The sequence below is a fragment of the Massilioclostridium coli genome (assembly GCF_900095865.1).
Lineage (GTDB): Bacteria > Bacillota > Clostridia > Oscillospirales > Ruminococcaceae > Massilioclostridium > Massilioclostridium facile.
Genome location: NZ_FMIZ01000007.1, coordinates 795116 through 810076 on the forward strand (window position 1 = coordinate 795116; position 14961 = coordinate 810076).

General features: G+C 47.5%; 12 protein-coding genes. 9 read left to right on the top strand and 3 right to left on the bottom strand.

Annotation, left to right across the window (positions count from 1 at the left end; genetic code table 11):
• The first annotated feature begins 53 nt into the window (after positions 1-53).
• From BQ2683_RS08870 to BQ2683_RS08910, 9 genes are read left to right on the top strand one after another with little or no spacing between them, the layout of a single operon-like run.
• A complete protein-coding gene (locus BQ2683_RS08870) occupies positions 54-1220 on the top strand; it encodes a glycosyltransferase WbsX family protein (RefSeq protein WP_205408142.1) in 1167 nt (388 codons plus the stop codon).
• Between the two features lies 1 nt (position 1221).
• Positions 1222-2376: a polysialyltransferase family glycosyltransferase gene (locus tag BQ2683_RS08875; RefSeq protein WP_069988635.1), complete on the top strand. Its 1155-nt coding sequence runs from the start codon at positions 1222-1224 to the stop codon at positions 2374-2376.
• Between the two features lie 22 nt (positions 2377-2398).
• Positions 2399-3619 carry an O-antigen ligase family protein gene (locus tag BQ2683_RS08880; protein WP_069988637.1) on the top strand — a complete coding sequence of 407 codons (1221 nt, stop codon included), beginning with the start codon at positions 2399-2401 and terminating at the stop codon, positions 3617-3619.
• 4 nt (positions 3620-3623) lie between these two features.
• Positions 3624-4493 carry an N-acetylneuraminate synthase family protein gene (locus tag BQ2683_RS08885; protein ID WP_069988638.1) on the top strand — a complete coding sequence of 290 codons (870 nt, stop codon included), beginning with the start codon at positions 3624-3626 and terminating at the stop codon, positions 4491-4493.
• Between the two features lie 20 nt (positions 4494-4513).
• On the top strand, positions 4514-5296 hold the full coding sequence (locus tag BQ2683_RS08890; protein ID WP_069988640.1) for a CBS domain-containing protein: 783 nt from the start codon (positions 4514-4516) through the stop codon (positions 5294-5296).
• Positions 5293-6459 (top strand): N-acylneuraminate cytidylyltransferase, encoded by a 1167-nt coding sequence (locus tag BQ2683_RS08895; RefSeq protein WP_069988642.1) that lies wholly within the window; start codon positions 5293-5295, stop codon positions 6457-6459. The genes BQ2683_RS08890 and BQ2683_RS08895 overlap by 4 nt, the downstream gene beginning before the upstream one ends.
• Entirely contained in the window at positions 6456-7889 is a 1434-nt protein-coding gene (locus BQ2683_RS08900; RefSeq protein ID WP_069988644.1) for a lipopolysaccharide biosynthesis protein, read from the top strand. The genes BQ2683_RS08895 and BQ2683_RS08900 overlap by 4 nt, the downstream gene beginning before the upstream one ends.
• Positions 7873-9066, top strand: a complete 1194-nt coding sequence (locus BQ2683_RS08905; protein WP_069988646.1) for a polysaccharide pyruvyl transferase family protein — start codon at positions 7873-7875, stop codon at positions 9064-9066. The genes BQ2683_RS08900 and BQ2683_RS08905 overlap by 17 nt, the downstream gene beginning before the upstream one ends.
• A complete protein-coding gene (locus tag BQ2683_RS08910) occupies positions 9063-10148 on the top strand; it encodes an LCP family protein (protein WP_069988648.1) in 1086 nt (361 codons plus the stop codon). Before BQ2683_RS08905 ends, BQ2683_RS08910 begins: the two co-directional genes overlap by 4 nt.
• A 518-nt stretch (positions 10149-10666) precedes the next feature.
• Here the strand turns inward: BQ2683_RS08910 and BQ2683_RS08915 are convergent.
• The 3 genes from BQ2683_RS08915 to BQ2683_RS08925 all read right to left on the bottom strand — a co-directional run bounded on the left by BQ2683_RS08915 (position 10667) and on the right by BQ2683_RS08925 (position 14924).
• Positions 10667-12547 (bottom strand): ABC transporter ATP-binding protein, encoded by a 1881-nt coding sequence (locus BQ2683_RS08915; protein ID WP_420806784.1) that lies wholly within the window; start codon positions 12545-12547, stop codon positions 10667-10669.
• Entirely contained in the window at positions 12537-14276 is a 1740-nt protein-coding gene (locus tag BQ2683_RS08920) for an ABC transporter ATP-binding protein (protein WP_069988652.1), read from the bottom strand. The genes BQ2683_RS08915 and BQ2683_RS08920 overlap by 11 nt, the downstream gene beginning before the upstream one ends.
• 153 nt (positions 14277-14429) lie before the next feature.
• Positions 14430-14924: a MarR family winged helix-turn-helix transcriptional regulator gene (locus BQ2683_RS08925; RefSeq protein WP_069988654.1), complete on the bottom strand. Its 495-nt coding sequence runs from the start codon at positions 14922-14924 to the stop codon at positions 14430-14432.
• Between the last annotated feature and the right edge of the window lie 37 nt (positions 14925-14961).

Sequence of the window (14961 nt, forward strand, 5' to 3'; positions counted from 1 at the left end):
GGGGGTTGCTCCGCAATCACCACAACAAGGGAAGTTTGAAAGGAGGGATATCCATGGCGGAGATTAACGATGGAAAAGGGATAAAAGTGATCGCCTATTATCTGCCCCAGTTTCACACCATTCCGGAGAATGACAGGTTTTGGGGGAAAGGGTTCACCGAGTGGACCAACACCAAAAAGGCAAAGCCGTTGTTTCCAAACCATTACCAGCCGAAAATTCCCCTCAACCAGAATTACTACAACCTCATGGATGACAAAGTGAAAATCTGGCAGTCGGATTTGGCGCAGCGGCATGGGGTGTTTGGGTTCTGTTACTACCACTACTGGTTCCAGAACGGCAAAAAGCTGCTGGAAAAACCAGCGGAACAAATGTTGGCAAACCCTGAGGTTACCATTCCATTCTGCTTTAGCTGGGCAAACGAGAATTGGACGAAGAACTGGGACGGCGGCAATCAGGAACTAATTGTCGCCCAGGATTACGGCGGCAAAAAGGAATGGAAATCCCATTTGGAGTATTTGCTCCCATTTTTCCGAGATAAGCGGTATATCACTTTGGATGGAAAGCCGGTATTCCTCATTTACAAACCGGAACAGATTCCACAGGTGGACCAGATGCTGGAGTATTGGGAAACCGAGATGCGAAAACAGGGGTTCCCTGGAATTTGTTTTATGATCCAAAATCCCAACTGGTATTTTTCCCCTTCCTACCAGATGGGGCGTTTTTCCTATCAGATTAAATTCCATCCTTTTTTTGCTATGGCGTACACTGAGGAAAAAATGAAAAAACTTCGTCGCCTACAAGCTGCCTACCGCGGTTTAAAGCCCATCCACTGCCAATGGATGGTGGAACGCTTGTTTGAGGCGGTCAAACACAAACGCCAGCCAGCGGAAAAGAAACAGGCCAGGTTGGATTATGACCGGATGTGGGAACGGATAATCCGTTCCAACCCCTCCCCAAAGTTGATTGAAGGGGCATTTGTGGATTGGGATAATACCGCCCGCACCAAAACCGGATTGGTTCATCTGGGGGCAACGCCGGAAAAATTTTACTGCTATCTGTCCCAACTAAGAGAAAAGGTGCTGCGCAGCGGTCAGCAGCCAGTAATCTTTTTAAATGCTTGGAACGAGTGGGCGGAAGGGGCATACCTGGAACCAGATGAAAAACATGGATATGCCTACTTGGAGCAGTTGAGCCGGGTATTCCCGCCAGAAGAGGGTTAATATGGGACAGGAAGTGGTTTCTTTTGAAGAATTATTGCAGCAGTACCGGAGTAAAGGGATCAACCTGATGGCGTTCATCACAACCCCCTGGCACTATTATGGGGTGCTTTCCTTTGTCCTTCAACAGCAACAGGAGCACAAAAGGGTCAATGGTTTGATTTTAGTTCCACAGGGTTACGGAAAAGCGTTGGAAAACATAACAATCCCCACGATAAAAGGGGTCCAACTGAACATCCTTTGGGTTACTACCCGTTCTGTGGCAAAAACGTTTCCCCAGAAACTGCGGGCAAAACTTTGCTACTACCGTTTTTTTTGGAATCGGCCCCGACAGGATAACGTTTTCTTTTTATCTCCGGTGGCCCCTCAATACTGGCTGATGTCCAAGCTGGAAGATGCTTGGGGCAGGTCTGCTATTGGGGTGGTGATTGACGAGGGCCTTGGGGCGTATATGCGTTCCCCCTGGGGCTGGGCAAAGGAGGTTTTCCACAACACCCGCAGCTGGAAACAGTTTTTGGGAGGGCTGCTTCAATACGGGGTTTTCAACCCGCTGCGGAACCATCTGCTCAAGCGGAGCCACCGGCTGGAAGAACGTCCGTTGCTGCTGCCTGGGGTGCGGGAAAAATTTCTTCCCAACTGGCAGGTATCCCATTTATACCGGAAAGCCTTCCAGCTGCAAAACATCCCGGTTTCCTCAAAATTAAAGCGGCAGTACGAAAAAGCTGTGGTGATCAGCAACCAGCTTTACCATACTACAGGGCAGCTCCAACAGGATGCCGACCTGAAGTTATACCAGCATATTTGTGATTTTTGCCGCCAAAAAAACATTCCGGTGGTGTTTAAACCCCATCCCAGGGAACATACTATAACCAGATACCAATCGTTGGATTGTGTGATGGATACCGATTATCAAACAGCTCAGGAGCAGCTGTTCAGCCAGCTGGAACAGCTTCCAAGGTGTGTGGTAGGGTTTACCACAACAACGTTGGTTACATCCTCGGTTTTTTATGGTATCCCCACCATCTCGCTGGCAAAATTGCTGGAACCCCAAGAGATATCCCATGATTTCAAGGTGGAGCTGGACCGCTTTGCCGCATGCTTTGAAGGGATGGTAAAACTTCCGGAAACCATCGGGGAACTGGAACAGCTTTTCACATAATGCTACAAAAGGAGGGGACAAGATGAATTTGCTCAAACGCAGGCTCAATCCATATGCGTTCCTCTTTGGGGCATTGTTCCTCCCCCTCATTCAGGTCAACCTGTATACCGGATTGGTTCCCAAATGGTTTTGTGCCGTTGAACTGGTATTGATCCTGCTGCTTTACATCTGGCAGCAGCGGATGCCCTCCAGTATCACTTGGTTTTTGCTGCTGTTCGTCGCCATTATGGTGTACAGCACCTACCACACCGGAAAACCGTTGGCTTACGCCATCTATTACAGTGTCCAGCTGGCGGCATTTTTGCTGCTTATGGATTTATTTTTTCAGATTGATCCCATGATGGTACTCAATACCATCCAGTACCTTATGGGGCTGCTGATTCTGCTCAACCTGTTTTTCCAGTTGGTAAAGCCGGATTATTTTGGGGTATCCCCCACCAGTGGGAACTATTATAACCTACTGGTGTCGGATAACGAACTGCCCTATTACATGGTGCCCTATATGCTGGTGGTAGCGGTGAACTCGTTCGCCCACCACGGAAGGCTGACCCTGTGGAACTTTGCCATAATCACCCTTGCTTATGGAAGCGTTGTGGTTTCCTGGACCGCTACTGGCGTAGTGGGCGGTGCGGTGGCGTACCTGAGTATTGTAACGGTGGCGCTTCTCAAATATCCCCGATTCCATAAAAGGCTATTTTTCTGGCTGGTGCTGTTGTACATTGTTGTATTTGTGAGCATTGTGGTGTTCCGGGTACAAGAATGGTTTCCCTACCTAGTGGAAAAGATACTCAAAAAAGACCTGACTTTTTCCGGTAGGACGGGGATTTGGGACGAAGCATTTCGGATCATCCGTCAACACCTTTGGTTGGGGCAGGGGACAATCGCGGGAGGTCGGCTGACAGTAATTCCGTTTGACATCACCAGTGGAACTCTGGTTTCCGCCCACAGCTATTTTCTGGAAATCACCATGCAGGCAGGGCTGCTAGGGGTTAGCTGCTTTGTGGCGGTGTGGTTCCTCATTGGCAAACGGTTTACCGCCTACCACACTACCAGCAACAGGATTTTACTGGTAGCCTCCCTTTGTTTTTTCGCCATGTTGGTGCTATACACCACCGAGGGCTGGCTTTACCACACCTTCCAGTACACCATTTATTATCTTTTGTTTGCCTGCGCTGCCCCGGTGTACTGTGTTGTTCCTATTCCAAACCAGGCAGTCACCAACTTCAATCAAATACGGAGGTAGTTATATGTATCAAAAACCAATTGTCATAGCTGAAGCCGGATGCAACCACATGGGGGAAATGGAGGTTGCGAAACAGCTCATCCAGATTGCGGCGGTTTACTGTAAGGTAGATGCGGTAAAATTCCAAAAGCGGAATAACCGGGAGTTACTCACCCCCGAACAGTACAACGCCCCTCACCCCAACCCAGTCAATTCCTACGGGGCAACCTACGGGGAACACCGTGAATACCTGGAGTTCACCCTGGAACAGCACGCCCAGTTAAAAAAATGGTGTGAGGAATACGGCGTGATCTACTCCACCTCTGTGTGGGATCTAACTTCCGCCCAGGAAATCGCTTCCCTCCAGCCTGAGTTTATCAAAATCCCCTCCGCCTGTAACAACAACTACGAGATGCTCCAGTGGCTGTGCGACCATTATCAGGGGGAAATCCAGCTTTCGTTTGGTATGACCACCCGCCAGGAGGAAAAAGAGATTGTACGGCTATTTGAAAAGAACCGCCGTGCTAAGGATTTGGTGCTGTTCAACTGTACTTCTGGCTATCCTGTGCCATACAAAGATGTCTGCCTTTTGGAGATTACCCGCATGCGCAAAGAGTATGGCAACCGTGTCAAAGCCATTGGGTTTTCCGGCCACCATCTGGGGATTGGGGTGGATATCGCCGCCTATACTTTGGGGGCGGATTTGATAGAACGCCATTATACCCTGGACAGGAGCTGGAAAGGCACTGATCATGCCGCTTCTTTGGAACCGGAGGATCTGCGCAAACTGGTGGGGGAACTGCACCACACCCAGCAGGCCCTAACCTATAAAGAGGAGGAAGTCCTCCCCATTGAACAGGTGCAGCGGGAAAAACTAAAATACCGCCCCAGATAAGGGGCAAAGGGGGATTTGGAATGAACAGCAGGCTAACGGATTATCTGGTGGAACCCACCGATACGCTGCTGGAGGCGTTACAGCGGATTGACCACAACACCAAAGGCTTTTTAATCGTAACGGATTACCATCGCATGGTGTTAGGAACCCTCACGGATGGGGATATTCGGCGTGCACTCATCAAAGGGATATTGGTGGGGCAGCCCATCGAAGGGGTTTATCACACCGCCTGCAAAAGCCTGAAAAATACCCAACCAATTTCGGTTGCTGGGGAGCTGTTCAAAAACCAGTCGATTGATTTTATCCCGATTGTGGACGCCTACGGCCATCTGGTAAACATCATCACCAAAAAACAGATGCACGCCCTGCTGTTACAGGATATCCGGGCGGATCTAAACTATGACTTTTTCCAGCTGGATGAAGGCGTTGTGGATTATGAGGTGTATCACCGTCCTTGGGGATTCTACAAAACTACCGTACTCAACGATTTTTACCAGTCCAAAATTATCTCGGTGAACCCGGGGGAACAGCTCAGCCTCCAATCTCACAATCATAGGGAAGAATACTGGATTGTAGTCCATGGGAAAGGGATGGTGCAGATTGGGGAATCCTATCGGAACGTGCGCTGTGGCACCACGTTGTTCATCCCCAAAACCTGCAAACACCGGCTTGCCAACCTGGATAAAACCGAATCCCTGATCCTCACCGAAGTGCAGATTGGGGACTATTTTGGGGAGGATGACATCATCCGCTACCAGGATGATTATGGCAGGGAAACCATACAAAAAGGGGGTTCTATATGAATATCGCATTAATTCCGGTACGGGGTGGAAGCAAATCCATTCCCATGAAGAACATCAAGCCAATCTGTGGGAAACCATTGGTTTACTGGACCGCGAAAGCCGCCTGCCAGTGCCCCCAGATTGACCGTGTTTATATTTCCACCGAAAGCCAGGAGATCAAACAGGTGGTGGAACAGTTCCAAGCCAAAGAACCACAACTGTTCTCCAAACTGGAGGTGGTGGGCAGGAGCGAGGAAACTGCTACCGATACCGCCTCCACCGAATCGGTGATGCTGGAATTTGCCCAACAGCACGAGTTTGAAAACATCGCCCTTGTCCAGGCAACATCCCCCTTGCTGTCCAGCCAGGATTTGACCAACGGGTTCCAGGCATTGCAAACAGATGGCACGGACAGCATTGTTTCGGTGGTACGGCAAAAGCGGTTCCAGTGGAAGGTAAACAACGGGTTTGCCTTGCCTACCAACTACGATGTATTCCAGCGACCCCGCAGGCAAGAATTTGAGGGGTATCTGGTGGAAAACGGGGCGTTTTACATCTGTTCCCGGGAGGATTTGCTTCGCACCCAAAACCGTGTTTCCGGAAAAATCAAGGCAGTGGAAATGGATGAGGACAGTTTTTTCGAGGTGGACGAACCAAGGGATTGGGCGATTGTGGAAGCATTGATGCGGAAAAACAACCCTGTTCTTATCAGGCGTCCTTCCAATATCCGGATGTTCCTCACCGACTGCGACGGCTGCCTGACCGACGGGGGAATGTACTACTCCGAGCGAGGGGACGAGCTGAAAAAATTCAACACCCGGGACGGCATGGGGTTTGGGATGCTACGGGAAAAGGGGATTATCACCGGTATCATCACCAGCGAGGAAGTAGAGCTGAACCAACGGCGGGCGGATAAATTGCGGCTGGATTTTTTGGAATCCGGCTGTAAGGATAAGCTGGCCGCCATCCAGAAGCGCTGTGAGAAATATGGAATTTCTCTGGAACAAGTGGTGTATGTGGGGGACGATATCAATGACCTGGAAGCGGTGCGGACTGTTGGCTATGGCTGCTGCCCTTCTGACGCCATGCCCTGCGTACAGCAGGCGGCGGATTACATCGCCTCCGCCAAAGGCGGGCAGGGCGTTATCCGGGAGATTGTGGAACAGTTGTTGGAGGAGCCATGAGCCAGGATAAAAATATCGCTTTTCAAGCGGGGCTGTGGTATGTGGTTTCTTCGGTGATGGTCAAGGCGGTGTCCCTCCTCACCACCCCGATTTTTACCCGCATCCTATCCCAGACCGATTATGGCATTACCGCCACCTTTAGTTCCTGGTACGCCCTGCTCCTTACCTTCTGCACCTTAAACCTGACGTACAGCATCGGGCGTGCCAAATTGGATTTTCCCGGTAAGCTGGAGGAATACATCGGTTCCATGCAACTGCTTTCCGCAGTAGTAACCGGAGGAATTTCCCTGGTACTGCTGGTGTTTTTAAAGCCGGTTTCTCGTTTTTTGGAACTGGACCCATTGCTGGTGGTGCTGTTGGTGGTCTACCTGTTTTTTTCCCCAGCAATTGCCTTTGTGCAAAATGGATATCGCTACCGGTACCAGTATAAGCAGAACATCGCCATTGCCTGGTACACCGCCCTGACAACGGTAGCCATCTCTTTGGTATTGGTACTCTCTGTGGACAACAAAAAATATATTGCCCGGGTGATCGGGATTGTCCTGCCCACAGTGGCGCTTTCTGCGGTATTTTGGATACGCTCCCTGTGGAAAGGTCAGATCCATTTTCGTTGGGAATATTGGAAGTATGGTTTGGCGCTTTCCGGTCCGCTGGTGGTACATACCATCTCCATGAATATCCTTTCCCAGTCTGACCGGCTGTTTATCTCGAAAATCTGTGGGCCGGAGGTGACGGGGCTGTACAGCTTATCCGCCAATTACGGGCTGTTGCTCTCGATTGTGACAAACGCTGTGGCGGAAGGCTGGCTGCCCTGGTTCCACGACAATTATTTTGCCAGGAATTTTGACGCCATCCGTAAAAACGTCAAGCCGGTTATTCTGCTGGGGTGTTTTATCGGGTTTGCATGTATCGGGTTTGCCCCTGAGGCAATCCGGATTTTAGGCGGGGAACAGTATGCGGAAGGGATATGGTGTGTGCCTCCGATTGTGCTGGGGATTATCTGCCAGTACATCTACACCCATTATGTGAACATCGAGATGCACCTGAAAAAAACCAAATACGTTTCCAGGGGGACGATTTTCGCCGCGCTGCTCAACATTGGGCTAAACGCCATTTTTATTCCGCTATTCGGATATATCGCGGCAGCCTACACCACATTTGCCAGCTATACCGCCCTGCTGTTCATCCATTTTTTCATCACCCGCCGCATCCTCAAGGTCAGGCTGTATCAGGATTCCTTCCTGTTCCTCTCCCTGGGGGTGACAACGGTTGTTTCCGGTATGCTCATGTTCAGTTATACTAGGCCGTTGCTCCGTTACCTGCTCATTGGTATCGGTTTTATTCTCTTTTTATTTGTGTTTCGGAACCATTTGTTCCAGTTTTTCAAAAAAATCAAATTCAGGGAGGGGAATCATGGAACTCATTCCTAAAATCAAACGGTTTGCCTATTACAGAGGGCGGGAAATCTACCATCCCATCCGCAACCGGCTGTACCGCCTCAAAGAGCGGAAAATTGGAATTTCCCCCAGGTATACCCATGTGACCTATGATGTCGCCGGCAATGTAGGGGATACTGTCCTGTCTCAGTGCGTGCGGAAAACCTTCGAGCTGGATTCCCCAAAAGGGTGGAATATCCAAACCGTCAGCCAACCAGTCACCCAGGAGGTGGTGGAACGGATCAATTCCACCAAAAAACTGATCATCGGCGGGGGAGGGTTGTTTTTGCCAGATACCAACCCCAACAGCAAAAGTGGATGGCAATGGGCGATTTCTTCGGAACTGCTTCGACAAATCCAAGTGCCCATTGTGGTGTATTCGGTTGGGTTTAACAATTTTAGGGGGCAAAAGAACAACATTGCGTTTGTGGAGAACCTAAAACTGCTGTTACAAAAAGCCGAATTTGTAGGGCTGCGGAACTATGGCAGCATCCAAGCAATCCAAAATCTGGTGGGGGAGCCCTTCGGTTCCAAAATCCAATACCAGCCTTGTACCACGACATTGATCCGCAAGCTGTACCAATTGCCCAGGAAACAACAAACCGGAAACATCGCCCTCAATATGGCGTTTGACCGGGAGGAGCTGCGGTTCGGCGCAAACAAGCGGACAATTCTGGAACAGGTGGCAAAGGCGGCAAAAGCCCTGGAGCAAAAGGGGTACCGGCTGTATTATCTCCTCCATTGTGAGGTGGATGGCAAATTTGTGGAATACCTCCAACGGGAGGGGGTCAGATGCCAGGTGGTCAACGCCGCTTTCTGGCTGCCCCATAAGCTGATTTCGTTTTACCAGAGGATGGATGTTGTGCTGGGGATGCGGGGACACTCCCAAATGATTCCTTTTGGCTTAAACTGTGCCCTGATATCTTTCGGCACCCACGATAAAATGAAGTGGTTTTTGGAGGATATCCAGGCAACTGACTGGTATGTGGAACTGACTGCGGATGTGGGTCACCTTGCCCAGCGGATTGTGGCCAAGTTTGAACAGGTGTATGAGCGGAACCCAATGGAAACATGGGATAGGCTACTTTCCCAACAGGAACGGCTTTGGCAGATCACAAAAAAGAACCTGGCACAAATTGAAATAGATTCATCTTCAAGGAGGAAATCATGAGCAAACAGGAAACGAAATGGAAATCTGGCTTTATCGGGGTATTACTGATCATCCTCGCTTCGGTGGTAGGGGTGTTTGGAGTGGTATATGGGTATTACCATTCCAAATTGTCCCTGATGCAGTACAGCGACGGGACGGTATCCCAAACCGAACCCATCGACCCCACTGCCAGTGAGTTCCAGGACGGCGCCTCCGAGATGGAGCAGCTCACCTCCGGTTTGGAGCAGCAGGATACAGTAAAGGCGGAAGGGGAGATTTTCGGCTCGGAGGATGTGTTCAACATCTTGCTCATCGGAACAGATGAACGCAGCGAAACCTTCAGCAATAACGCCCGTGGGGATACCTGTATGCTGCTTTCGGTGAACAAAAAGGATGGCAAACTAAAACTGGTGAGTTTTGAGCGGGCAACCGCCGTCCCCATCCTGGCAGGGCAGTACAAAGGGCAATATGATTGGCTTACCCACACTTTCCGGTATGGCGGGGCGGACCTGATGATGCGGGAAATCCGGGAGTGCTATAAAATCGATGTCACCCGTTACATCCGGGTGAATATCAGTACCTTTATGGAGGGGATTGACGCCGTGGGAGGGGTTACCATCAGCCTGAGCCAGGCGGAATCCGATTATATCAACTATCCTCAAGGAACCTATGCGGAAGACCACATCCGGGAGATGGGGATTGCCAACCAGGTGCAGAGGGTAACACCGGGGGAAAACCATCTGAATGGGGCAACCGCCATGCTATACGCCCGCTGCCGGTATATCGACAGCGATTGGAGGCGGGTGGAACGGCAACGCACCGTGATCCAGGCGGCCATGAATCAGGTAAAACACTTAGATCTACTGGAACTGAACAACCTGTTAAACCGGGTTCTCCCCCTGGTACAGACCAATTTAAAGGAATCCGAAATTACCAGCCTTCTGATGTTAGCACCCAAATATGTAAAATCCCAGACAGAGGAGATGACCGTCCCAGTATCCGGCACCTATGGCAGTATGAAAGGGATGGGTGGCAGGAGTATGTATGCGGTAAACTTTAATGAAAACGCCAAAATTCTAAAAAAATTCCTGTACGGGGAATAAAAGATTACAGATACACAAAACCTCCTCTGTTGCGGTAATAGCCAGGGGAGGTTTCCTTGTCTGTCTTTAAGCTTAACAACCCACCAGGGGTAGATAAAAAAGCCTTTTTCAGCTTACATAAAGCTCGTCGTTATTAATATACTACTCTTTTTCTTTCCTCGGTAAAACTGGGGGATTTTTCTTCGTCGAAAGACATCAATCAAAACCACCAGTTGAACTGGTGGTATGCACTAGCCCTAGAAGGGCATTTTACTGGCGGGCATCTAAAGACGCACTGAACATTCTTTCTCTTGCATCTACTGCTCCGCCGCTCGTAAACGGGCACTTATGCTTCTTTCCGAGCTTGATAAACTTGCTAGATTGCTTGTTAGTAGCTCGCTTCGCTCGATACTTGAAGCGAAAGCTTTTTTACGAGGCACCTCCACCGGCATAGCCGGTGGTTTCCCTAATCAACAAAAACAGCACCATCTAACAAAATAGATGGTGCTGTACTATCAGCCATATTGCTGTTTTTATGGTTAGGATAATTCCAGTTTTCCGGTATATAACTGGTAATAGGTTCCTTTTTGAGCCAGTAGTTCGTCGTGGGTACCACGTTCGATAATCCTGCCGTGTTCCAGTACAATAATCGCGTCGCTGTTCCGGATGGTGGAAAGCCTGTGGGCGATGACGAATACAGTACGCCCCTTCATCAGGTTATCCATCCCTTTCTGTACAATGCTTTCGGTACGGGTATCGATACTGGAAGTAGCTTCATCCAGGATTAAAACCGGTGGGTTCGCAACCGCTGCCCTAGCAATGGCAAGCAACTGCCGCTGCCCCTGGGAGAGTTCCTCGCCATCCCCGCTCAGCATAGTCTGGTAACCGTTTGGCAACATGTTGATGAACTGGTCCGCATGGGCAAGTTTTGCGGCTTCATATACTTCCTCATCGGTGGCATCCAGTTTGCCATATCGGATATTATCCATAATGGTACCGGTAAACAGATGGGTATCCTGTAATACAATTCCTAAAGAGCGACGTAAATCAGCTTTTTTGATTTTATTAATGTTGATATCATCGTAACGGATTTTCCCATCCTGTACATCGTAAAAGCGGTTGATCAGGTTGGTGATGGTTGTTTTCCCTGCGCCGGTTGAACCAACAAACGCCAGCTTTTGGCCGGGTTTTGCGTAGAGTGTCAGGTCGTGGAGGACAATTTTATCGTCGGTGTAACCAAATGTCATATCATAGAACCGCACATCGCCTTTTAGCTCGGTATAGGTAACCGTACCATCGTGGTGAGGGTGTTTCCATGCCCATACACCGGTGCGTTCCGTACATTCTGTCAGGGTTCCATCCGCTGCTTTTTTAGCGTTTACCAGGGTAACATAGCCGTCATCGACTTCTGGTTGTTCATCGATCATTTGGAAAATACGTTCCGCACCAGCCAACGCCATGATGATGGAGTTAAACTGTTGCGCTACCTGCATAAACGGTTGGGTAAAGCTTTTGGTGAATTGTAGGTAGGAAGCCATTACCCCAAGGGTGATGCCTCCAATTCCCGCAACCGAGAGGGCGCCGCCTAATACAGCGGTCAGAACAAACTGCAGGTTTCCGATGTTGCCGATAATAGGCCCCATCATGTTGGCGAAACTGTTTGCATTGGATGCGCTGACATAGAGTTTTTCGTTGAGCTGGTCAAATTCTTCTTCTGAAATCCGTTCATGGTTAAATACTTTAATAACCCTTTGGCCATTCATCCGTTCTTCCACAAACCCGGTTACATCCGCAATATCCATCTGTTGTTTAATGAAGTATTTTCCGCTTTTACCACCGATTTTTTTGGTGACTAATATCAGGATACCAATCATAACAACGGCAAGGATAGTCAACAGTGGACTGAGTACCAACATTGAAATAAAGGTAACAACAATCGTAATAAGGGACATTAACACCTGTGGCAGCGCTTGGGCAATCATCTGGCGGAGGGTATCGGTATCGTTGGTGTAAAGGCTCATGATCGAACCGTTGGTGTGCTGGTCAAAATACCGGATAGGGAGGGTTTGCATGTGTTCAAACATATCGTCCCTGACCCGTTTTAATACACCCTGCCCAATATTAACCATTAAGCGGGTATAAACAAAGGTTCCAATTACGCCTAATAAAAAGATGGTTCCCAGTACAGCCAAGGCCATATATAGTTCCCTAAAGTTTGGGTCGGTATTGCCAATCAAAGGTACAATAAAATCATCCAACAGGAATTTTAAAGAGAGAGAAACCGAGATTGAGGCAATCGAGCTGATAATAATACAAATAAATACTGCAACCAAAGCAACCTTGTGTTTTCCAGTTACATATTTTAAAAGCCGTTTTGCGGTTTTTAGGTTGTTTTGGTAGCTTTTTGCTTTATTTTTCATCATCCTCACCTCCTTTTACTTGGGACAGATATACTTCACGGTAAATTTCATTGGTTTTCAGCAGTTCTTCCGAGGTGCCAATGCCATTGATTTTTCCATCATCCATGACGATGATCTGGTCCGCATCCTCTATGGAAGAAATTCGCTGGGCAATGATAATTTTTGTGGTGTTTGGAATTTCTTCTCGAAATGCTTTCCGGATTAAAGCATCTGTCTTAGTATCAACCGCACTGGTAGAATCGTCTAAAATTAAGATTTTTGGCTTTTTTAGCAATGCTCTGGCAATACAAAGCCGCTGTTTTTGTCCACCGGAAACATTGTTACCGCCTTGCACAATTTTGGTTTGGTACCCTCGCGGGAATTCCTGTACAAACCCATCTGCCTGTGCCAGTTTACAAACACGCTGAACCTCTTCATTGCTGGCGTTTTCATCACCCCAGCGGATGTTGTCGTAAATCGTTCCGGTAAACAGTACATTTTTCTGTAATACCATAGAAACTTGGTCACGCAGGGCTTCCAAATCGTATTCCCGTACATCAACACCGCCAACTTTTACCGAGCCTTTTGTCACATCATACAATCTTGGGACCAGCTGTACCAGAGTGGATTTTGCGCTTCCGGTTCCACCGATAATCCCGATGGTCTGACCGGATTTAATATGCAGGTTCACATCCTTTAAGGAAAGGTTTCCGCCTTCTCCAGCATAGCTGAAGTCCACATGGTCAAAGTCAATATCCCCGTTTTTCACGGTTTTTTGTGCGTTAGGCTGGTTCTGCATTTCTGGAACTTCGTTGAGTACTTCTTTAATACGGTCAGCAGAAGCCTCTGCAATCATAATCATAACAAATACAAAGGAAACCATCATCAACGACATAAGGATTTGCAGTGCATATACAATCACGCTAGTTAGTTCACCAGTCTCCATGGTTTGGAAGATGATGCTTTTTCCTCCAATCAATACCATTAGCAGTACAACCGCATACATGGTAAACTGCATAACAGGGGAGTTCCATGCGACAATTTTTTCTGCTTTGGTAAACAGATTAAATACAACTTTGGAAATACCGTGGAATTTTTCAATTTCATAGTCTTCCCGCACATATGCTTTTACTACTCTGGAAGCGTTTACATTTTCCTGTACCGAGTTATTCAACACATCATATTCATCAAACACTTTAATAAAGTGGGGATGTGCCTTTTTAGCGATGAAAATCAAAATTCCGCCTAAAATTGGAATAGTAATCAACAGAATTAACGCAATTTGAGCGTTGATGGTCAGCGTCATAATCAAAGAGAGGATAATCATAATAGGCGCCCTTGCCATCAAGCGTATGGTCATCATGTATGCCATTTGTACGTTGGTAATATCGGTTGTCATCCTGGTAACCAACCCGGATGTGGAGAAATGGTCGATGTTATGGAAAGAAAAATCTTGTATTTTGTAAAAGATATCATGTCGCAGATTTTTTGCGAAACCAGCCCCAGCTTGTGCTGCTAACCTTCCGGCAACTGCGCCAAATATTAATGCTAACATTGCCATTACAACAAGGATAATCCCCATTTTAATAATGTATGGCAGATTGCCGTCTCCGGCCATCCCTACATCAATAATTTTTGCCATCTGCAATGGAATTAATACTTCCATTAGTACTTCTAGAACTACAAAAACAGGCGCTAAAATAGATTGTTTTTTGTATTCCCGTATGGATTGAAAGATTGTTCGTTTCATTTATTCCTATACCTCCTATACGCTATATTTTTATAGAATTTCTGTAACTTCAAATATGCTTTAAAGAGTATTGTCTAAAAATTTCTATTAAAAAAATCGTTTCAGTGCTAGTTTATCAAAGGTGGTGTTAAAGCATTTTTGGCGGATTCATCTTTAATACCCTTGTTTGGTACCAATATTAGAAGATTCCATTTTATTTTCATTTTTCGAAAGATTATAAAGCATTTGACGCAATACATCCATCCCAATGGTAAAATCTGTGTCAGATATCCCTTCCCGTAATTGGGTTTCCATCTCGTTGATATTTTCTTGGATAACGCTGCGTATTGCTTCTGCCTTTTTGGTAGGGATAATCTTTTTCAGTCGGGCATCCTGTTTGACGCTTTCCCGTTGGATAAAACCGTTTTTCTCTAAAAGCTGTAACATTCCAGAGGCACTGGAACGACGTATTTTAAAATTTTCCTCAATATCTTTTTGGTAAACATCCCTAGTTAAAGATTCCATTAAGATGTATTCCAAAACATGTTTTTGAGCTGTTGTAAGGCCGCAATCCACTTCGTTTATAAAACTTTGACGTTTTAATTGATGGGAGAGCATGTGAATCAGTCTACCAGCATGGTTTTTATCATCAATATTCGATTTTACCATTTATTTTTCCTCCATTTTGTTAGGAACCTATCTGTTA

What these genes read in the sequence shown, in the direction of transcription:
- BQ2683_RS08870 (WP_205408142.1), top strand. Translation starts at nt 54, where the DNA reads ATGGCGGAGATTAACGATGGAAAAGGGATAAAAGTGATCGCCTATTAT.
- BQ2683_RS08875 (WP_069988635.1), top strand. Translation starts at nt 1,222, where the DNA reads ATGGGACAGGAAGTGGTTTCTTTTGAAGAATTATTGCAGCAGTACCGG.
- BQ2683_RS08880 (WP_069988637.1), top strand. Translation starts at nt 2,399, where the DNA reads ATGAATTTGCTCAAACGCAGGCTCAATCCATATGCGTTCCTCTTTGGG.
- BQ2683_RS08885 (WP_069988638.1), top strand. Translation starts at nt 3,624, where the DNA reads ATGTATCAAAAACCAATTGTCATAGCTGAAGCCGGATGCAACCACATG.
- BQ2683_RS08890 (WP_069988640.1), top strand. Translation starts at nt 4,514, where the DNA reads ATGAACAGCAGGCTAACGGATTATCTGGTGGAACCCACCGATACGCTG.
- BQ2683_RS08895 (WP_069988642.1), top strand. Translation starts at nt 5,293, where the DNA reads ATGAATATCGCATTAATTCCGGTACGGGGTGGAAGCAAATCCATTCCC.
- BQ2683_RS08900 (WP_069988644.1), top strand. Translation starts at nt 6,456, where the DNA reads ATGAGCCAGGATAAAAATATCGCTTTTCAAGCGGGGCTGTGGTATGTG.
- BQ2683_RS08905 (WP_069988646.1), top strand. Translation starts at nt 7,873, where the DNA reads ATGGAACTCATTCCTAAAATCAAACGGTTTGCCTATTACAGAGGGCGG.
- BQ2683_RS08910 (WP_069988648.1), top strand. Translation starts at nt 9,063, where the DNA reads ATGAGCAAACAGGAAACGAAATGGAAATCTGGCTTTATCGGGGTATTA.
- BQ2683_RS08915 (WP_420806784.1), bottom strand. Translation starts at nt 12,547, where the DNA reads ATGAAAAATAAAGCAAAAAGCTACCAAAACAACCTAAAAACCGCAAAA.
- BQ2683_RS08920 (WP_069988652.1), bottom strand. Translation starts at nt 14,276, where the DNA reads ATGAAACGAACAATCTTTCAATCCATACGGGAATACAAAAAACAATCT.
- BQ2683_RS08925 (WP_069988654.1), bottom strand. Translation starts at nt 14,924, where the DNA reads ATGGTAAAATCGAATATTGATGATAAAAACCATGCTGGTAGACTGATT.